17 protein-coding genes are annotated in these 19,852 nt (G+C 64.3%); 7 read left to right on the forward strand and 10 right to left on the reverse strand.

What is annotated here, in order from left to right; translation table 11 throughout:
- Window positions 1-93: 93 nt before the first annotated feature.
- The gene (locus tag D0B32_RS19900) at window positions 94-1,305 is read right to left on the reverse strand and encodes an MFS transporter (protein ID WP_117335999.1); all 1,212 of its coding nucleotides are present in this window, start codon (window positions 1,303-1,305) and stop codon (window positions 94-96) included.
- Window positions 1,306-1,703: 398 nt separating this feature from the next.
- Between D0B32_RS19900 and xdhA the strand changes: the two genes are divergently transcribed.
- From xdhA to xdhC, 3 genes are read left to right on the forward strand one after another with little or no spacing between them, the layout of a single operon-like run.
- Entirely contained in the window at window positions 1,704-3,221 is a 1,518-nt protein-coding gene (xdhA, locus tag D0B32_RS19905) for a xanthine dehydrogenase small subunit (RefSeq protein ID WP_117336000.1), read from the forward strand.
- Between the two features lie 28 nt (window positions 3,222-3,249).
- Window positions 3,250-5,664, forward strand: a complete 2,415-nt coding sequence (gene xdhB, locus D0B32_RS19910; protein ID WP_259295063.1) for a xanthine dehydrogenase molybdopterin binding subunit — start codon at window positions 3,250-3,252, stop codon at window positions 5,662-5,664.
- A gap of 26 nt (window positions 5,665-5,690) precedes the next feature.
- The gene (gene xdhC / locus D0B32_RS19915; protein ID WP_117336001.1) at window positions 5,691-6,284 is read left to right on the forward strand and encodes a xanthine dehydrogenase accessory protein XdhC; all 594 of its coding nucleotides are present in this window, start codon (window positions 5,691-5,693) and stop codon (window positions 6,282-6,284) included.
- Between the two features lie 46 nt (window positions 6,285-6,330).
- Here the strand turns inward: xdhC and D0B32_RS19920 are convergent, their stop codons facing one another.
- The 3 genes from D0B32_RS19920 to D0B32_RS19930 form a co-directional block, all read right to left on the reverse strand.
- Complete coding sequence (locus tag D0B32_RS19920) at window positions 6,331-7,317, reverse strand: LysR substrate-binding domain-containing protein (protein WP_117336002.1); 987 nt, start codon at window positions 7,315-7,317, stop codon at window positions 6,331-6,333.
- Between the two features lie 206 nt (window positions 7,318-7,523).
- Window positions 7,524-8,165 carry a 2-hydroxychromene-2-carboxylate isomerase gene (locus D0B32_RS19925; RefSeq protein ID WP_117336003.1) on the reverse strand — a complete coding sequence of 214 codons (642 nt, stop codon included), beginning with the start codon at window positions 8,163-8,165 and terminating at the stop codon, window positions 7,524-7,526.
- A gap of 240 nt (window positions 8,166-8,405) precedes the next feature.
- Window positions 8,406-9,842, reverse strand: a complete 1,437-nt coding sequence (locus tag D0B32_RS19930) for a TAXI family TRAP transporter solute-binding subunit (RefSeq protein ID WP_117336004.1) — start codon at window positions 9,840-9,842, stop codon at window positions 8,406-8,408.
- Between the two features lie 558 nt (window positions 9,843-10,400).
- Here D0B32_RS19930 and D0B32_RS19935 point away from each other — a divergent pair.
- Together D0B32_RS19935 and D0B32_RS19940 are read left to right on the forward strand one after the other, a co-directional pair.
- The gene (locus tag D0B32_RS19935; protein WP_117336005.1) at window positions 10,401-10,751 is read left to right on the forward strand and encodes a BON domain-containing protein; all 351 of its coding nucleotides are present in this window, start codon (window positions 10,401-10,403) and stop codon (window positions 10,749-10,751) included.
- 258 nt (window positions 10,752-11,009) lie between these two features.
- A complete protein-coding gene (locus D0B32_RS19940) occupies window positions 11,010-11,264 on the forward strand; it encodes a hypothetical protein (RefSeq protein ID WP_117336006.1) in 255 nt (84 codons plus the stop codon).
- A 120-nt stretch (window positions 11,265-11,384) separates the two neighbouring features.
- Here D0B32_RS19940 and D0B32_RS19945 read toward each other — a convergent pair whose 3' ends face one another.
- The gene (locus D0B32_RS19945) at window positions 11,385-12,173 is read right to left on the reverse strand and encodes a sulfite exporter TauE/SafE family protein (RefSeq protein WP_117336007.1); all 789 of its coding nucleotides are present in this window, start codon (window positions 12,171-12,173) and stop codon (window positions 11,385-11,387) included.
- Window positions 12,174-12,510: 337 nt separating this feature from the next.
- Window positions 12,511-12,651, reverse strand: a complete 141-nt coding sequence (locus D0B32_RS32610; protein ID WP_181969851.1) for a hypothetical protein — start codon at window positions 12,649-12,651, stop codon at window positions 12,511-12,513.
- Window positions 12,652-13,144: 493 nt separating this feature from the next.
- On the opposite strand from D0B32_RS32610, the gene D0B32_RS19955 reads away from it, so the two are divergent.
- A complete protein-coding gene (locus D0B32_RS19955) occupies window positions 13,145-15,184 on the forward strand; it encodes a hypothetical protein (protein WP_117336009.1) in 2,040 nt (679 codons plus the stop codon).
- A gap of 30 nt (window positions 15,185-15,214) precedes the next feature.
- On the opposite strand, the gene D0B32_RS19960 is transcribed toward D0B32_RS19955, so the two are convergent.
- The 4 genes from D0B32_RS19960 to D0B32_RS19975 form a co-directional block, all read right to left on the reverse strand.
- Window positions 15,215-15,400: a hypothetical protein gene (locus D0B32_RS19960; RefSeq protein ID WP_117336010.1), complete on the reverse strand. Its 186-nt coding sequence runs from the start codon at window positions 15,398-15,400 to the stop codon at window positions 15,215-15,217.
- A gap of 179 nt (window positions 15,401-15,579) precedes the next feature.
- A complete protein-coding gene (locus tag D0B32_RS19965) occupies window positions 15,580-15,984 on the reverse strand; it encodes a lytic transglycosylase domain-containing protein (RefSeq protein WP_259295083.1) in 405 nt (134 codons plus the stop codon).
- A 153-nt stretch (window positions 15,985-16,137) separates the two neighbouring features.
- Window positions 16,138-16,530 (reverse strand): hypothetical protein, encoded by a 393-nt coding sequence (locus D0B32_RS19970; RefSeq protein ID WP_117336011.1) that lies wholly within the window; start codon window positions 16,528-16,530, stop codon window positions 16,138-16,140.
- 13 nt (window positions 16,531-16,543) lie between these two features.
- On the reverse strand, window positions 16,544-16,912 hold the full coding sequence (locus D0B32_RS19975) for a hypothetical protein (protein WP_117336012.1): 369 nt from the start codon (window positions 16,910-16,912) through the stop codon (window positions 16,544-16,546).
- Between the two features lie 410 nt (window positions 16,913-17,322).
- On the opposite strand from D0B32_RS19975, the gene D0B32_RS19980 reads away from it, so the two are divergent.
- Window positions 17,323-19,368, forward strand: coding sequence for a M3 family metallopeptidase (locus D0B32_RS19980; RefSeq protein WP_117336013.1), 2,046 nt, complete (start codon window positions 17,323-17,325; stop codon window positions 19,366-19,368).
- The last annotated feature ends 484 nt before the right edge of the window (window positions 19,369-19,852 follow it).

The following is a 19,852-nucleotide window of genomic DNA, read 5'->3' on the forward strand; positions in this document are numbered from 1 at the left end:
GGAGTGCCGTGGACTTGCCTCGCATGAAAAGCGCACCGGGCGTTATCGCCGGCGCCTGTGCCCGATGCACACGGCGCCCGCAAAACAAGCGAATTAAGTGGCAGCCGGGGCGTTAGGCACCCGGGCGTTGCGCAGATACAGCATGGTCGTCAAACCGCATGCAGCGGCGGCGGCTACGGCGGCAAACAGGAACACGGACCCATAGCCAAATCCACCGGCGATATAACCGGCGAGCGGCCCGGTAATTCCCAGCGACAAATCCAGAAACACCGAATACGCCGACAACGCCGCGCCGCGGCTTGCCGGTGGCACCAAACCAACCGCTTCCACGCCCAGCGCGGGGAACACCAGCGCGAAGCCAAATCCAGTCAACGCGGCGCCAGCCAACGCGACGTGCGGCTCGGGGGAGAGCCACAGCATCAGCAATCCCACACATTCAAAGCAGAACGACGCAATCGCCACGCGGAAGCCGCCGTACGTCTTGATGGTGTTGGCGAACAGCAGACGCGCGCCGATGAACAGCGTGCCGAACACGGTCAGCGAAAGGGCCGCGTTCGGCCAATGCCGCGCTGCATAGAACAGCGTAATGAAGGTAGCGATCGAGCCGAAACCGGCCGAGCCTAGCGCGAGGCCAATGCCATGTGGCAGCACGCGCATGAAGACACTGCGGTACGACATGCGCTCGCCGTGCACGATCGGCACCGGCTCGATACGTCGCGCGAGGGAGTAGCCACCGGCGGCCAGCGCAATGATGACGATGCCAAGCGCCGCGAAGCCCACCGAATGCGCAATGGCGACACCAAGCGGGGCGCCGATAGCCAGCGCGCCATACGTGGCAATGCCGTTCCACGAAATCACCCGCGCGTTGTGCGACACGCCCACCCGGCCGATGCCCCACAGAATCGCACCGGTGCCGCACAGGCTTTCGCCGCAGCCCAGGATCAGCCGGCTCAGCACCAGCAGGGTCAGGCTGAGAGCCGGCCAGCGTCCGGTCAATACAGCCAGCAGCAGCATCACACCGCTGATTCCGCAGCCAATCAGACCGATCGCCACAGTGCGCTTGGGCCCGAGCGTGTCCGCCGAGCGGCCGGCCAGTGCCCGCGAAGCCAGCGTCGCCAGGTACTGCACGCTGATGGCCGCGCCCGCCACCACGGCGCTAAAGCCGAGGTCGTCGTGGACGTAACCGGGCAGCACCGCCAGCGGAATGCCGATGGTCAGATAGCAAACGAACGTGAAAAAAACGATCGGAATGATCTGCAGCGTGACCGCAAATTCACTGCGCGGGGAGGCGGTGTTCGTGGACATGGGGAAAACGATACTTGAAAACGGCGCGAAGGCATGATTCTCCCATGGAACCGATTCCCGTGCAGGGTCTGCTTAATATTTCTATCGTTAAAAAAACGGTGCCGGATGGGTAAGAGAGGCAGTCGCAGTGGCATTTAAAGCCAATGCGCATTTTGCGAATCTCGAAATTGCGCATGGCGGTGTCCCAAATTCGCTATATTTATGAAAAATAGCGCGAAAGCGTCATGCGGGCATAAGCGCTGCCCGCGCCTTATCCCGTTATTTATCGTTGCAACGATATGTCCCGCATGCGAACCCACCTATGGGTTGCAAATATTGACGGTGTTAATTTTCGAGACGTCAGTGCAGCATGGTCCGATCCCCACGGGCCGAGACAGAACAAACCGAGAGTGAGACACATGAGCCAGCCGATTCGCTTCTACCACCGCAACGCGATCCGCGAGATAACGGACGCGCCCGTCACCCGCACCGTGCTGCAGTATCTGCGCGAGGACGCGCACTGCACCGGCACCAAGGAAGGGTGTGCCGAAGGCGACTGCGGCGCGTGCACGGTCGTGGTCGGCGAACGCAACGAGGCAGGCGGCGTGAGCTTCAAGGCGGTCAATGCGTGCATCCAGTTCCTGCCCACGCTCGACGGCAAGGCGCTCTACACCGTCGAAGACCTGCGCCAGCCGGACGGCACGCTGCACCCGGTGCAGGAGGCGATGGTGGAGTGTCACGGCTCACAGTGCGGCTTCTGTACGCCTGGATTCGTGATGTCGATGTGGTCGCTGTACGAGAAACATGGCCACGAGCATCAGTGTGCGAACCGCACGGTGCCGTCGCGCGACGACATCAGCAATGCGCTGACCGGCAACCTGTGCCGCTGCACGGGCTACCGGCCTATCGTCGATGCCGCCGTGCGCATGTTCGAAGCACCCGCGCCGAAAGCGCCGGTCGATATCGCCGCGCTCTCCGCGCAACTCGCCACCATCGCGCGTGACGACACCTTCCACTACGAACACAAGGGCCAGCAATTCGACGCGCCGCGCTGCGTCGAAGCGCTCGCGCAGATCAAGGCCGCCCAACCCGCCACACGGATTCTGGCGGGCAGCACCGACATCGGCCTGTGGGTCACCAAGCAGATGCGTGAGTTGGGCAACATCGTCTACGTCGGCCAGATCGACGCGTTGCGGCGCCTCGAGACCTCCGCCGACTGGATCGAGATCGGCGCGGGCGTGAGCGTCGAAACGGCTTATGGAGAACTCGCGAAGCACTATCCCGAACTCACCGAGATGTGGAAACGCTTCGCCTCGCTGCCCATCCGCAATGCAGGCACGCTTGGCGGCAACATCGCGAACGGTTCGCCCATCGGCGATTCGATGCCGGGTCTGATCGCACTCGGCGCGCGCGTGACCGTGCGCGGCGGCGAGATCGAACGCGAGATGGCGCTCGAAGACCTGTACGTCGCGTATCAGAAGAAGGACATGGCCGAGCACGAGTTCGTGGTCGGCCTGAAGGTGCCGACCCGCACCGGCGCACGTGCGAACCTGCAATTTCGCACCTACAAGCTCTCGAAGCGTTTCGATTCGGACATCTCCGCCGTGTGCGCGGCCTTTTCGTTCATCCCTGATGGCGACCTGATCCGCGAGCCGCGCATTGCGTTTGGCGGCATGGCCGCCACATCGAAGCGCGCGATCCACGCCGAAGCCGTGCTGCGCGACGCGCAATGGCACGAAGCCACCGCCCAGGCCGCGATGATCGCGCTCGGCAACGACTACGCGCCGCTCAGCGACATGCGCGCCACCAGCAACTACCGTCTGGAAGCGGCCAAGAACACGCTGTACCGCTTCTGGCTCGAAACCCGTCCGCACAATCCGCTGCCCAAGGCCGCGCTCGATGTGCGCGCGGTGCTCGCTGCCGGCGCGCTCGCTTGACCTCGTCAGACGGATACGGAGAAAGACAATGAATCAGCAGGCAGAACCGTTCCTGAAAGACGCTCAGGAATTCGAAGAATTTACCCAGGTGCACATCTCGCGGCCGCACGAGTCCGCGCATCTGCACGTCAGCGGCCGCGCGACCTACACGGACGACATTCCAGTGCTGGCCGGCACGCTGCACGCAGCGCTCGGGTTGTCCACCAAGGCGCATGCGAAGATCGTTTCCATGTCGCTCGACAAGGTGCGCGCAACACCGGGCGTCGTGGCCGTCTTCACGGCTGACGACATTCCGGGCGTGAACGACGTCGGTCCGATCATCCACGGTGATGATCCGATTCTCGCGAAGGGCGAGGTGTTGTACGTCGGCCAGCCGGTGTTCATCGTCGCGGCGGTTTCGCATGACGTGGCGCGCCTCGCTGCGCGGCGCGCCGAGATCGTCTACGAAGAACTGCCCGCGATTCTCACCGCGCAGGAGGCACGCGCGGCCAATCAGCATGTGTTGCCGCCCATGAAGCTGGCACGCGGTGATTCGGCAGCGGGCATCGCCCGCGCCGCGCATCGTGAAGCGGGTGAGATGCTGCTGGGTGGCCAGGAACAGTTCTATCTGGAAGGACAGATTTCGTACGCCGTGCCGAAGGACGATGACGGCATGCACGTCTATTGCTCCACGCAGCACCCCACCGAGATGCAGCACCTCGTTGCGCACGCGCTCGGCGTCGCGTCGCATAACGTGCTGGTGGAATGCCGCCGCATGGGCGGCGGCTTCGGCGGCAAGGAATCGCAGTCGGCGCTGTTTGCATGCTGCGCGTCGATTGCCGCGTGGAAGCTGTTGTGCCCCGTGAAGCTGCGTCCCGACCGTGACGACGACATGATGGTCACCGGCAAGCGGCACGACTTTCACTACACGTACGAAGTCGGCTACGACGACAAGGGTGTGATCGACGGCGTGAGCGTGGATATGACCTCGCGCTGCGGTTTCTCCGCGGACCTGTCGGGCCCGGTGATGACGCGCGCGCTGTGCCACTTCGACAACGCGTACTGGCTCTCGGACGTGACCATCGACGGCTTCTGCGGCAAGACCAACACGCAGTCGAACACGGCGTTTCGTGGCTTCGGCGGTCCGCAGGGCGCGTTCGCGATCGAATACATCATGGACAACATTGCGCGTTCGCTCGGCGAGGATTCGCTCGACGTGCGCCGTCGCAATCTGTACGGCAAGACCGAGCGCAATGAGACGCCGTACGGTCAGATGGTCGAAGACAACGTGATTCACGAGTTGATCGACGAACTCGAAGCCACCAGCGAATACCGCGCACGCCGCGCCGAAATCCGCGAGTTCAACGCGAACAACGAAGTGCTGAAGAAGGGCATGGCGCTCACGCCGGTGAAGTTCGGCATCGCCTTCAACGTGACGCACTTCAACCAGGCCGGCGCACTGGTGCATATCTATACCGACGGCTCGGTGCTCGTGAATCACGGCGGCACGGAGATGGGGCAGGGGCTCAACACCAAGGTCGCGCAGGTCGTCGCGCATGAGCTGGGGATCAGCTTCAGCCGCGTCCGCGTGACGGCGACGGACACCAGCAAGGTGGCCAACACCTCGGCAACGGCTGCGTCGACGGGCTCCGATCTGAACGGCAAGGCGGCGCAGGATGCAGCGCGTCAGTTGCGCGAACGTCTCTCGGCGTTTGCTGCGGAGCGTTACGGCGCGGGCACGGTCAGCGCCGCAGACGTGCGCTTTGCTCACGACCGCGTACGCGTGGGCGAGGCCGTCGTGCCATTCGAAGAGATCATCGCCAAGGCCTATCTGGCGCGCGTGCAGTTGTGGTCGGACGGTTTCTATGCGACCCCGAAGCTCTATTGGGATCAATCGAAACTGCGCGGCCGGCCGTTCTACTACTACTCGTATGGCGCGGCCGTGGCCGAAGTGGTGATCGACACGTTGACCGGCGAGATGCGCGTGCTGCGCGCGGACGCGTTGCATGACGTGGGTGCGTCGCTCAATCCGGCGCTCGACGTGGGGCAGGTGGAAGGCGCCTTCATTCAGGGCATGGGCTGGCTCACCACTGAAGAACTGTGGTGGAACCAGGGCGGCAAGCTGATGACGCACGCGCCGTCCACCTACAAGATTCCGACCGTCAACGACACACCGCCGGATTTCCGCGTGCGCCTCTTCAAGAACAGGAACGCGGAGGACAGCATCCACCGTTCGAAGGCGACCGGCGAGCCGCCGCTGCTGCTGCCGTTCTCGGTGTTCTTCGCCGTGCGCGACGCGGTGGCGGCCGTGGGTGACTACAAGGTCAACCCGCCGCTCAACGCACCCGCGACCAGCGAGGAAATTCTCAAGGCGGTGGGCGCCGTGCGCGCGGCCACGCATCCTGCCCCGGCGCCTGCCTGTGTGCCTGCTGCTGCATCTGCCTCTGCCGCTGTGCGGCAGTAACCCGAAGCCACTCTGGAACGCTTGCGATGATCGACGCTCCTCCATTCATACAGGTTGGCCGACGCAGCAGCCACGCTGCGTCGCGGCCCGCGCCGATGCACGTGGTGCTGTTCGGCGCGGGGCATGTCGGGCACGCGCTGATCACGTTGCTGGGCAGTCTGCCGTGTGTCGTGCAATGGGTGGACGAGCGCGACGAACTGTTCCCTGACGAAGTGCCGGCGAACGTGCAGATCGAGGCCACCGACACGCCCGACGCGATCATCGACAGCGCGCCGGCTGGCGCCTACTTCCTCGTGATGACGCACAATCACGCGCTCGATTTTTCGCTCGCCGTGCGCATCATGCGGCGGCGCGACTTCACCTACTTCGGGATGATCGGCTCGAAGACCAAGCGCGTGAAATTCGAGCGGCGCTTGATGGAGCGTGGCGTGGGAGAAGCGCGTCTGAGCGACATGACGTGTCCGATCGGCGTGACGGGTATCGTCGACAAGGCGCCGCCTTCGATAGCGCTCGCTGTGTGCGCCGAGCTTTTGCAGGTACGTTCGCGGGTGCTGGGCAGCGTGCCCGTGCAAGGCGAGGAGAGCGATTCGTCCGTTGGCGCGCTGTGCGCCAGCGTCTAAGTTTCAATCTCGTTCCCTGAGATGTCGCTCTGGTGGTTCCGGTAGCCTAGCGCCCTTGCAGCGCCATTTCCCTCGCAGCCGCGGGCGTGTTCTTCACGCGCCGCGGCTTGTGCGCAACCAGCGCATCCGACACCCGTGACATCAACGTGCGCAGCCAGCCAATGTCGCTCGGGCGGTCCGGTTGCGGATGCCACAACTGATAGCACTTGATGCGCGGAAACGGAATCGGCACATCGACCACGGCAAGCGGCAGCATACCCGCGTAGTGAGTGGCGAAGCGCCGGGTGGTCGTGAAGATCAGATCGGATTGCAGCAGCACCTGTGGCACGAGTCCGAAGTACGGCATCGTGGCGACGATGCGCCGTTGCGCGCCGGCGCGTGCAAAGCCGGTATCCACCGCACCGCCGCTCGCGCCGCTGTATGGCGTGGGCGCGAGGTGCGGCGCCGCCAGATAGGCCTCGCGCGTGAGCGGCGCCCGCGTCAGCGGGTGATCGGCGCGCATCATGCAGACCACCGTGTCCGAAAACAGATCGCTCTTCTCGAAGCGCGGGTCGGGCTTCGGCCAGTTGCCGATCACGAGATCGAGTTCGCCGGCATCGAGCGCGGCAGCGTGGTCGAGCGTCGGACACAACGATTCGATCTCCAGACGCGCATGCGGCGCCGCCTCGCGAAACTGCGCGATCACGGTGGGCATGAAGAAGTCGTTCAGATAGTCGGGCGCCGCGATCCGGAATGTGCGGCGTGAGCGGCCCGGGTCGAAATCGCCGTGCGGCGTGGCAACGAAATCCACTTCACGCAGGACCCGTTGCGCGGAAGCGAGCAGCGATTCGCCGTACTCGGTCGGCACCATGCCGGCCTTGCCGCGTACCAGGATCGGATCGTTGAGCGTCTCACGCAGCTTGCGCAGCGCGGTGCTGATGGCCGGCTGCGTCTGGTTCAGGCGCTGCGCAGTCTGCGTGACGCTGCGCTCGACGAGCAGCGTTCGCAGCACGCGGACGAGCCAGATATCGAGGGAAGCAGCGGTGTCGTCCATGAAATCAGTTGGGCGAATCAGACTCAAGGGAGACGCGTCACGCAGCCGCCAGCATGACGGCGCACGCAACGCGGCGCGAAGTCTATAACCTTAGGCCCGTTTGCCGTGCGTCGGCCATAGCGGGTGCGGTATGGCCGGCATCACGGCAGCGGCGCCGGCTCGCATCCAGCAGCACTTCACGCCTAAACCTTCAAAGCCTCAAGCCTTCAGACCTTCAGACCGGAGGGCAACGCACTGATGCGCTTCACTTCACGCGACTCCAGCCAGTTCGGGGTACGCGCGCAGTAGAGCACCATTGGCAGTGCGTCTTCGCCCCAGAATAACTGATCGTTGAGCCAGAAGGTCGGCACACCGAACACACCCAGTTCGATGGCATCGGTCACGTTGCGCTGCAACTGCGCCTTGACGTCCTCGCGCTGGATCAACTCCGGCCCATCCGGCATGCCAACCCGTTCGCACAGCGCAGCGAAACCTTCGTCCGTGGATGGGTCGCGCCCCTCGCGCCAGATGAAGCGAAAGATCTCGCGCGTCAACTGGACGTCGGCCTTGGCCGCCACGGCAAGCAGGAGCGGCCTGGTCGAATCGAACGGATGCGCGGGCGGCATCTTGAACCCAATGCCGAGTTGCTCGGCGCGAAACAGCGCATGCCGATAGGTGTACACGCGCTTGGCGGGTACGCCGTAGTTCGGAATCTGGCCCCAGCGGGCCTGCAATTCGTACAGCGGCACGGGCGTGAAAACGAACGGAAAGTCCGGCCATTTTTCATGTTGCTCGAGCAGCAAATACGTGAACGGCGAGACAAAGTCGTAAAACCACAGAGGTTGCGTGGCGTCGATGCCATCAGTCATAGATGTCTCCCGGATTGCTCGGATCTGCACGGTCAGCGGCGTGAATATGGGCGGCTCGCTGCGAGGGTTTACGACAAGTCCCCGGTACGAACCTGCGCACGCGTCTGCTAAACCAGCCAGTCTGACGTGATCTTACGCGGAGCGGGCGCGGTGCGCAGTGGGCTGTCAAATTTCAGCGCGTGCTGCACACCACGGCTGCCACCGTCTAACGGTAGTTGTTCGCTGATTCGTCCACTGATATCACGCCGTCTCGTGCGGTGACGCGGTGGACGGCTTGCCGGCTTCATCCGCAGGGCTCGCCGCAGCGGGAGCGTGCGGGTGCGCGGCATCGTGAGGATGATCGAGCCCCTGGGTCAGCCGCGCACGCACGAAACCGATGTGCTCGCGCAGCACATAGAACTGGTCAGCATAGGCGAGCGGCATTTTGAGTCCGTTGACGGATTCTTCGATCGCGTCGAGCCGCTCGATCAACGCCTGGCGTTCCTCGGCGGAGGTTTCGCTGAGCGCGCCGCGTTCAATGGCGATCAACGCGCCGTACCAGCGGTAGATGCGCGACTTGACCCGCCACGCGTACAGCGACGGCACCAGCCGCAACGCCGGGATCAGCACCACCACCAGTGGCACGACCACCACCAGCAGCCGGTCGACCAGGCTGGCGATCCAGAACGGCAGCACACGATACAGAAAGCTCTTGCCCGACTTGTAGTAGCGCGCGGCGTCGTCACTGATCGGGAAGTCGTGGGCGAGCGGGGCGGGGAATTCGCCGGCGTGCTGCAACAGGTTGGCTTTGCCGTGCACTTCGCGCGCGGCTTCGATCAGCAGGTCGGAGAGCGCCGGATGCAGCGACGTGCGCGCCACCAGCTCTTCGGTCGGCGCCACCATCTGGAGAGGCTGCGCGGGCAGGTTCTTGCCGAAGTCGAAGGCGCCCATCGGAATATGGATGGGCGTCAGGTACGGGAAGCGGCGGCCGTAGGCTTCGGCCTGGGTGAAGTTGTAGAACTGGATGTTCGGCGTATGGGTCAGCTTGACCATCACCGGCGGCTGGGCGGAGTCGCCAGTCAGAAAGGCCGCGTCCACCTTGCCTTCGGTGAGCGCCTGGGCGGCTTCGTCGCCGGACAGCGGCAGGAGTTTGGTGGAGCCGTCGGGCTCGATGCCGTTGGCCTTCAGCAGAGCCAGCGCCAGCTCGCGCGTGCCGCTGCCTTCCGCGCCGATGGCGAGGCGCTGCCCCTTGAATTCGGAGAGGCGCGTGACGGTCGGCCCGTGATAGAAGATGGCCAGCGGCACGTAGGCCACACTGCCGAGCGACATCAGGCCGTCGATGGGTTGGGTGGCCGTGATGCCGTCCTGCACGAAGCCCACGTCCACGTTGCCGTGCGGATCAGCAAGACGTTGCAGGTTCTGGGCCGAGCCTTCGGAGGTCAGCACGTTGAGGGTGATGCCGTTGCGCGCGAGGATCGCCTTGTACTTCTGCGCCGCATTCCAGAACGAGCTGCCTTGCGGCCCGGCGGTCATGGTCAGCGTGCTGGGCGGTGCGGGCTGGATCAGGCGTACCGCGATCCAGATGGCGGCCGCGGCGATCAACAGGATCGGACCGAACGATACCGCCAGATCGCGCCATGAAATCGCCACGAAGCGGGCGACGAGGCGAGGTGGGGTGCGGCCGTTGGCAGACTTCATGGGCTGACGTGACGGCTCGGGCCGTTCAGTTGAATGTAGTGAACCGGGGCGTACCGCGATGAAAGCCGCGTCTCGCTGCAACGCAATGAGACTTGCCCAGGGGATTGCCGGGCGTACTTCGCACGCGACGCACTCGCGCCGATGGTACATGAAGTTGGCGCCAGGGCGGCCAGCCGGGGCGTCCAGCGGTTTAACAAACGCGTAACAAATCGTGAACGCCACGCCACGCGCGGCGCTCGAAGCTTGCTAAACCCTTTGCGCTTCTGACGCGCCTGGATTAAATTGTGCATCGCTGCCGCGAATCAACGTTTGCGCAGCGCGACCCGGCAAGACAAATGAGAACTGGGCGCGTTGCCGAACCGTGGCATGCCGGCCCGTGTTTTGCCCTTCGAGGGCGATCAAGGCCGGCCCCTCTCGCCTCTCGCACTCCGTGTCAAAGCCATCACTGGCTGTGGTTCAGCCGCGCTTTCGTGCGCGCTGCGAACAGCCGTGGGTGACAGAAGTCGTAACGAAGCCGCTTGTTAGATGCGGTCATAACCGAAGTAAAAAGGAGAAAGTATGAAATCGGTCGATTTTCTGAAGGCGCTGGGTGGTGTGGTGGCGGTCGTGCTGGCTTGCAACGTGTACGCACAATCAAGCGATGCAGCCGCAACGGACGCAATGGCCGCGCCGAGCGCCAAGTCGGTCAAGAAGACAGACCGCACGCTGGGCCGCAAGGTGCGTAGCGCGCTGGCCAAGGCTCAGGGCGTCGACGTGTCGAGCATCTCGGTGCGCGCGCGTGGCGGTGCAGTGACGCTGACGGGCTCGGTGCCTGACCAGAGCCAGATCGACAAGGCTACTGCCGCTGCGCAAGGCGTCGCCGGCGTGACCTCGGTGTCGAACAAGCTGACGGTTGTGCTGCCGAACTAATTCGCGCTCGCGCGGAGCATCCGGACGCACGGCGTTCGTGGATGCTGGATACGGGTCCCGGTCATTGGCCGGGGCCCGTTTTTATTTGCTGGGTCCGCTTATGCAGGCCCGGTGGCGGGGAGGACGCGCTGGCCGTTGATTGACCGTTACTCGGCGGCCGGTCTGGCGGTGCGTTATGACACACACTTTTCGCAGTTTGAGGCGTAGTGTGAAGACTGCGGGACGGGAAGCATCCTGAGTGAACCCGGAGTGAGTCAAATGGACACGACGCTTCAGCACTACACCGATCTGCCGATCGGAGAACGGGCAGCGTTCGAACTGGTGTGCGCGCGGCATGGCTTTGCGCCGGCGCACTTTGAAATCACGGGATCGCCGGATCCGGACGACCTCGCGCATCACCGCCGGCTCGTCACCGTGCGGCGCGGCGGCTGGGCCCAGTCGTATCGCGCCGACGAGGCGGGCTATTGGGTAAGGCAGTTCGAAACGGACCTGACTTGCCGCTTCTTCAAGTAGCAAGGTGCGGGAGCGGCGATGGGGAGCGCCTTGGGTAGCCGGCCTCATGCCGGGCTGGCGCGCGTAACGCTGTCCGGGCACGTGCCGCCACTCAGCGAGCCTGTCGGATTGCCTTGCGCCTTAAGACATCACCAGTTTCACGCCGACCAGCGTCAGCGTAGCGGCCAGCACGTTGCGTAACAGCGCATCCGGTGCTTTGGCAGACAGAAAACTGCCGAGCACGATACCTGGCAACGATCCCACCAGCAGCGACAGCAGCATCGTCCAGTCAATCGACCCCAGCAGCCAATGGCCCGCGCCCGCCAGCAAGGTGAGCGGCACGGCGTGCGCGATGTCGGAACCGACGATGCGCGTGGTGGGCAGTCGCGGGTACAGCAGGAGCAGCACGGTCACGCCAATCGCGCCCGCGCCCACCGAGGTCAGCGACACCAGCACGCCGAGTATGGCGCCGGTGAGCACGGTCAGACCCAGCGTGCGACCCTGGGTGAGTGCGCTTTCGCGACCGGCGCCGAGCTTCGCGAGTTGCGGCCGGAACACCAGCGCGATGGAGGTGATCAGCAACGCCACGCCGAGCACGATCTGGATCAGACGGCTCGCGCCCGGGGAATCCATGCCATAGCGGTGCAGCAGGATCAGCGTAACGGTGGCGGCGGGTACGCTGCCGGCGGCGAGGCGCGTGGTCACCTGCCAGTCCACCGAACCCTTCATGCCGTGTACCAGCGTGCCGGCCGCCTTGGTGGCGGCCGCGTACAGCAGGTCGGTGCCGACCGCCGTCGCGGGATGGACGTTGAAGAGGAGCACGAGGATCGGCGTCATCAGTGAGCCGCCGCCGACACCCGTCAGTCCGACGAGAAAGCCGACGAACAGGCCGGACACGGAATACAGAAGTTCGATATGGGGAAGTGCCATTGAGCGGACCGCTGCCGGTCATAGGGGGTTGCGAACCGCTGTCTCCGAGTCGCCGCAGGTCACGTCGAGCGGGCGGACGTGGCTGGTGGCGGGATCGGGCGCGGCAGAGGCGCTATTGTCGCAAACTGCGGCACTTGCGTGTTTTGCGCGTGCTCTGCCTCGCGCGCAGCCGCCTGGACGGGCCTGTTTCAATAGCTGAGTGGTCAGGGAACGCGCGGTGTCGACATGGCCGCGCATGCCGATAAAAGACAGCGGGCAGGGGACCCAGAGTCCGCTGCCCGCTGCTCGCAAAACCAGGAAAATGCCGGCGCAATATCGTCGCCGGACACCTGGTCTTTTAGTGTTTTTTCGGCGTGGATGATGACGACGGCGCTACCCGGATGGGCGGCGAACCGGAAGGCAAGGCGGCGGGAGTCGGCTTTTTCGCCTGCTTCGGCTTCTTTACTTCGCGATTGCTGCGCATTTGACCTTTTGCCATGATTGGGCTCCCCATTTTGCATGTGCGCCCGTCCGGATGTCCGGGCATCGCCGCAGTGTGCGCCGTTTCGCCGATGCTGTCGCGCAACATTTCGTGGCTGAAGGGACGCTGATGCGATTAATTGCGTCGCGCCGTCAATATGATTAATCCGCCAACTGGCCGAAATGGCCGATTGATCTTTATTCGCAAGCAGATCATATTGCGTTTAGCCCAGATATTGATTTAACGGGCGCATTCCTATTAGAAAAACGATTATTGATAACGCCAGTCGTGCCAGACATCATCGGTGGCGCGTGTGTTTCACGCCGCAAATGGGTCTGTTCTCGCAACGTGAATGGCGGATAGACCAATGATTAACGATTTCACTTCCGGTCAGGCTGATTCGTCACAATGCCGTCATTGTGGCGTGGCGCTGGCTGCGCGATTGCTGTCCTGTCCCGCGTGCGGCGCGGAGCAATCTGAAACGCGCGAAACGCACGGATGGTTTCCGCCAATGGCCGTGTCTGCGAACGCGAGGCTCCCGGCGCCGCGCTCGTCGCGGCCGTCGGCGCTCGCTGCGCCAGCGGCGTGGAATACCGCCGCGGGCGCCGTCGACGACGAGTTTTATTCCCGATACGACCCGTGGGTCGAGCCGAAACGCTCCGGCAAGCTTTGGTTCGTGCTGGCCGGCCTGCTTCTGTTGATCGCGGCCGCTACCAGCGTGTTCGTGTTGTTCCGACAGGATGGCGGCCGTGCCGTTTCCAAGGCGACGTATGGCGCGGTGACGACGCAGCAGGCGGGACAGCCGGCGCGGCCGTCGGCGGCGATGGCGTCCAGGAATCCGCTCCCCGCCGATGCCGGCAAGCCGGTCGAGGCGATGCCGCCTGTCACGAGGATGGCCAGCGCCCCGAAGCTGGCCGATCACACGCAGACCGAAACGAAACAGGCGACACCGTTGCCGACGCCTAAACTCGCCATGAGCGGGGCGGACAGTCAGGGCCCGGCGGCGCAAGCTCATGCGGATACGCGGCCGGGTGCGCTGGCCTCTGCTGCGCCGAACGCGGCAATGGCCGGCAACCCCGCCGATCACCCCGCAGAAAACCGGACCGCTACTGCCAAACCGCAGGTGACCGTGCAGGCGAATGCAGCGAATGGGGCGACTGGTTCCAATACGACCGGTGCAGCAAGCAAGCCGTCGTCGGTATCCGGTACACCTAATCCGCCGACCGGACTGATTGCCGCTAATCCGTTGAGCAGCGCGAACAAGGCGGCTGGGTCCACGCAAGCAAACCCGGCGGGCGGATCTGTCGCGTCGAATACGTCGAGCGCAACCGGCAAGGCTGCGGATACGAAGCCGAGCGTCCCGAACGCACTCGTGGCGTCCAATCAACCCGCCGTGCCCCACGCAAATACGACCGCGAATACGGCCGCGAGCCCGTCCAGCGTCCCGGCGAATGCGCTGGCTTCGAAGCAATCCGGGATGCCGACCGGGACTATTGCCTCGAACCCGGCCAACGCCGTGGTCAAGGCACCCGCGAGCAATCAGGCGGGTGCGCTGATCGCCTCCAGTCAAGCCAGCGCCACGGCCAGGACAGCGGCGTCGAGCCAACCGGGTGCGGTGGCGTCCACTCAAACTAACGCTGCCGCGAAGGCGTTGACTGCTAATCAGTCAGGTACATCCGGCGGTTTGGCCGCGTCGACTCAAACAACCAACGCGGCGAGGACGGTGACTTCGGCGCAACCGGCTACCTCCGCGAAGTCCGCCGTATCGGGCCAACCGGGTGCATTGGTCGCTTCCAGTCAGTCGAACAATTTGGGCAAGGCCGCGAGTTCTGATAAGCCGGTTGCATCGACCGCGCTCACGGCGTCTGGGCAAACGAGCGCCGCTGCCAAAGCACCCATGACTACCCCGCCAGGCACCGCGAGCGCGCTGGTCGCTTCCACGTCCAATCAGGCGAACGTGACCACCACGCCATCAGGCAAACCACTGAGCGCTGCACAGAGCAGTGCGGCTACTGTGGCAGATTCGAAACAAAGGGCGACACCACCGCAGGCCGCATCAAAAGCAAAAGACACAGTGCCTGCTGCGACCACCCGCATGGCGTCCACGACGCCACCGCCAGCGACCGCGAAGCATGACAGCAAGGCCGATGCGAAACCTGTCTCCGAACAGGCCGCTCGTGAGGCGTCCAGGAATCTGCAGACGGCCCATGCGATGCTCGCCCGTGACGACATCTCCAACGCGCGCTCGCATCTGACCACGGCGCTTGCCGCGCAACCGAAGAATCGCGACGCGCAGGACATGGACGCGACATTGACCACGCGCGAGCAGCAACGCGACGCGATCCTGCAGGCCGCGCGCAATTGCGAAAGCACGGGCCGCTGGATTTGCGCATGGCACAACGCGGGCAGTGCGATGGTGATCGATTCAGGCAGCGCGGACGCGAAGCGCATCCTGTCGCATGCGATGCAGGAGGCGCAGGCCGCCAGGACACCAGCGGCACCGTCGGCGCTCGATCTCGAGCCGCCGCACGCCGTCCCGGATCACCACTGAACGAGGAACGAGGGTGCGCGCCAGCGCGCGCTATGGAGCGACGTGGCCGTTTTCGTCGGCCTCGTCGTCGGGCTTCTTTTCGGGCAAAGGCTGGTTCAGGCCGGGTTCGACCGGGGTGGGGATGGCGTCGCCAATCGGCTTGGAAATGTCGGTGGGCGGGCCGTCCGCGGGCTTGTCCGATGGCTCGTGCGGGTCAGCAGAGGGGCTCGTCACGATGATCTCCTGTCAGGCATGAAGGTACTGATCTTCAGCAGCAATGCCTGTACCCGCAACGCGCAGATCCCCAGCGAGCGGGGCCCCTCCGCGCCCCGTAAGTCCCGCCTCGTAAGGTCCACCCCGCCTCCGCCCGCCAGGCCGCAGCTCGAAGCGCGCCCGGGTTCCGCTCGAAGCCTCGCTTAGCGCGACGCCTGCAATTCCCCCCAGCTCACCAGCACCTTCTGGATGTTGAGCGCGTACGCATCACGCTCGCGTGGCGATTCCGAGTGATACGCACCGATGGCGCGCCACGTGTTGCCGTACTTCACCATCTTCTGCTTGAGCAACCAGGCCGCGACGTAGACGTTCACGCACGGATCGGTGAGGGCGCGGTGCGGCACGCCCTGACGCGCGAGATCGTTGAAGTGGATCGAATTGATCTGCAACTGGCCGACGTCGATCGAGCCGTTGGCGTTGCGGTTGATGGCGGCCGGGTCGTCCTTCGATTCAATCCACGCCACGGCGCGCAGCACCGAAGGATTCACGCCCTGATAGGCGGCGGCCTGGTTGAAGCAGTCCTCCGCGTGCAACGCGCCGCAGAACAGGGTGAGTGCGAGTGCCGCAAGCGCTGGCGCGTTGAAAACGCCAAAACGGCGGGGCGCGCCTGCCGCTGAGAACAGATGTCGGGTCGTCACGGGTCAAGTCTCCGCGTAAGTGCGATACGGGATGGATCGCGGTCTTGCGTTGATCAACGGGGCTTATCGGGTTGAGGCAGGGTCGAGGGCGAGATCGAGTTGCTTTTCGATGCCGCCGAGGTAAGCGCGCGACGCATCGGATACGACGAGTCTTGCCGGGGGCGCGGCGAGCCGGTGCTCGGGCGCACGTACTTTCTTTTTGCGTGCCGTGGGACGCGGGGCGGTGTCCAGGTCGTCGTCCGAAGGCGGCGGGATCATTGCGAGCGTCGGCAGCGGCGGGTAGACCTTGTCGGGTGCCGGAGCGACCGAGGCAAGCGTGACCGTCGGCGTAGCGCCGGACGTTTGCGTCACAGCCTGACCTGCCGATGTCTGAGCGGCCGCCTGAGCCGCCGGCTGCCCCGCGAACGAGGACGTCGCGAGCAGCAGGCCGGTGGCGAGAACGATGAAGCGATACATACACGCGGCTCCGTTATGGCGTTGGCCGGATCGACACGCTGTACGACTGGTTGGCGCCGGCCGTCAGGTTGTCGAGACTCAGCTTCACCGTGTGCTGGGCGGGGACCCCACGCCAGATGGCCTGATTCAGATACGTGAAGTCCTGCCCCATCGCGGTGACGAGAATCGTCGTGGGCTGCTTCTGGGCCGCCGCGAGCGCGCCGGCCTTGGCCAGTACCGCCGTCAATTGGGGATCGCGGGCGCCGAGCGCATCCGGCGGGATCGTGAACGACAGAATGTCGGTCTTGACGGGCGGCTTCTCGGGTTGAGTGGCCGCGACCGGCGGCAGTTGTGCGCAGCCGGTCAGCATGAGCAGCGCCACCCACCATCCGTGCTGTTTCATGAGACGCCTCTCCCTCAAGTGTCGTTGACCCTATGAACGCGTTTTCGGCAGGTCGGGCGGCAACTTGATAGGCAACTCGCAAACGTTTGGCAAAAAAGAAAACGTCTCTCAGGATCGCGCTTTCCGTGCGCATCCCTGGCGAGACAGAGGGTGTGCACGAGACGAAGTTGCTCGCCTGATTGCCCGTTGTAAGCCTCGCGGATGCGCTGTTCCACAGCGGGAAAACACCAGGCCGGGACCGCGCAAGAAGCGCTGTGTAAAGCGCGTTTGCGCGGCCTTGAAACGCGGCGGGGACGCGCCCAGTTACTGGTATCAGCAAGGAGGCGCCGCCTCGAACGGCGCCTCTAGCGCTGTTCTGCAAGCGGGGACACATGGGGAATAGAATGTGGTCCCGCGTTAAGGAAACCACCATGTCCCTCTCGCAAGAAACCAATCCTCTATTCGAGGACTGGCAGACCCCCTACGGCTTACCGCCGTTTGACCGGATCCTGCCCGAGCATTTCCCGCCCGCCTTCGACGCCGCCATGCGTGAGCACACCCGTGAGATCGAAGCGATCGCCACGGCCGCCGAAGCCCCGACCTTTGACAATTCCGCCGCCGCCTTCGACGCCAGCGGTCGTAGCCTGCGCCGTCTCGACCATCTGTTTTCCAACCTTGTACTGAGCGAAACCTCGCCCGCGTTGCAGGCGATCGAGCGAGACCTGTCGCCGCGACTGGCTGCGCACGACAACGCGATCTACCAGAACGAAGCCTTGTTCGCCCGTCTGCATGCGCTCTACGAAAAACGCGCGAGCCTCGGCCTGAGCACCGAACAGACGCGTCTGCTCGAACGTCTGCAACTGGATTTCGAGCGGGCCGGCGCCACGCTCGCTAAAGCCGAGAAGGCGCGCTTCGCTGCCATCGTCGAGGAACTGGCCACGCTGTCCACGCAGTTTGGCCAGAACGTGCTCGCCGACGAAGCGAGCTTCTCGCTGACATTATCCACACCGGACGACCTGGCGGGCCTGCCGGCGTTCGTCCGTGCCGCTGCGCTGGAAGCAGGGCGTCAACGCGGCTTGCCGGAAGGCACGCACGTCATCACGCTGTCGCCTTCGCTGGCCGAGCCGTTTCTGACGTTCTCGGCGCGGCGCGAGTTGCGCGAGCAGGTATGGCACGCACGCCGCGAGCGCGGCGCCCATGCTGGCGAACACGATAACCGGCCAGTAGCAGAGCGCATCATCGCGTTACGCCAGGAACAGGCCGCCTTGCTGGGCTATGCGACCTACGCGGAATTCAAGCTGGCGGACCGTATGGCGCCGTCGGTGGCCGCCGTGGACGAATTGCTGCAGCGTGCATGGAAGCCCGCCATCGAAAAGGCCGGGCACGACCGCCAACGCCTGACGGCGCTCGCCACCGAGCTGGGCGAACCGACGCCGATCGCCGCGTGGGACTGGCGCTATCTGTCGGAGAAAGTGCGGCAGCAGAGCTTCGCCATCGACGACGCGCAGGTCAAACCGTACTTCTCGCTGGACGCGATGGTCGCGGCGATGTTCGACTGCGCGTCGCGTCTGTTCGGACTGCGCTTTACCGAGCGTCACGGCGTGCCGCTCTATCATCCGGACGCGCGGCTATGGGAAGTGGCGGACTCGGAAGGGCGCATGATCGGCGTGTTCATCGGCGATAACTTCGCGCGTCAGACCAAACGCAGCGGCGCGTGGATGAGCATTCTGCGGTCGCAGTCAGGCATCGACGGTGGCACGCTGCCCATCGTGCTGAACAACAACAACTTCGCGAAGGGTGCGCCGACGCTGCTCGGCTTCGACGACATCCGTACGCTCTTTCACGAGTTTGGCCACGGGCTGCACGGCCTGCTCTCGAACGTGCGCTACGAGCGGTTGGCCGGGACCAACGTGCTCGCCGATTTCGTCGAACTGCCTTCGCAGTTGTTCGAGAACTGGGCGCAGGAGCGCGAGGTGCTGCTGCGTCACGCGAAGCATGTCGAAACGGGCGAGCCGATTCCGGCGGCGCTGCTCGATCGTCTGCACGAGGCAAGCCGTTTCAATCAGGCCTTCACGACCTTGCAGTATGTGGGACCGGCGCTGATGGACATGGCGCTGCATGGGCGTGCGGTGGGTCAGCCTGTCGACCTTGCCCGCTTCGAGACGGAGTACGCGGAAAAGCTTGGCATTCCTGAGGATATCGGCATGCGCCACTATCTGGCGCATTTCCAGCATCTGTTCAGCGGCGACTCGTACGCGGCGGGCTACTACGTCTACATGTGGGCCGAAGTGCTGGAGGCGGACGGCTACGCCGCGTTCAAGGAAGCCGGCAATCCGTTCCATCGCGACACGGCGGAGCGTCTGCTGAAGTGGATCTACAGCGTGGGCAATTCGATTGATCCGGTCACCGCGTTCAAGTCGTTTCGCGGACGTGGTCCGTCAGTCGAACCCATGCTGCAAAAACGCGGCTTGCTGTAATTCAACGGGCTGTCGTTAGCCTCCAGTGGGCGATCCACGAGCCCACGGGTGCACCAGATTGCACCCGTGGGTAGAGTCGTCTGTGGTGCCTGGCTGGCTGCTTCGCTGCGCGCCTTTGCACGGACCAAAGTGCTTTCGTCAGTCAATTGCAAGCCGGCATGACGGAAATTGGCGTGGTCAAATGGAGGGAACGCCGAACGCTACCCACGCGAGCTCAGTCCAGCCTGATTCGTGGCGAATAGCCCACAAAACAGCGTTAAAGCGCTGGTTTTGGGCATCTGAAACATACCGCTGTGACCCGCCCAAGCCCGCTGGAGCCGCCCCTGGATGTCCATCTGGCGAAGCGAGTTATGGTAAACACGCCTATACTCACGGGCGCGCCATAAAAGTCGTTTCGTGGGTCGTGCCCCGCTGCGGGCCGGATTCGTTTTACGGTGCAACCTCCGCCGGCTCAGCGCTACCCACGCTCTGTCTATCTTTTCAC

The sequence above is a fragment of the Paraburkholderia sp. DHOC27 genome, from assembly GCF_003429005.1.
Lineage (GTDB): Bacteria > Pseudomonadota > Gammaproteobacteria > Burkholderiales > Burkholderiaceae > Paraburkholderia.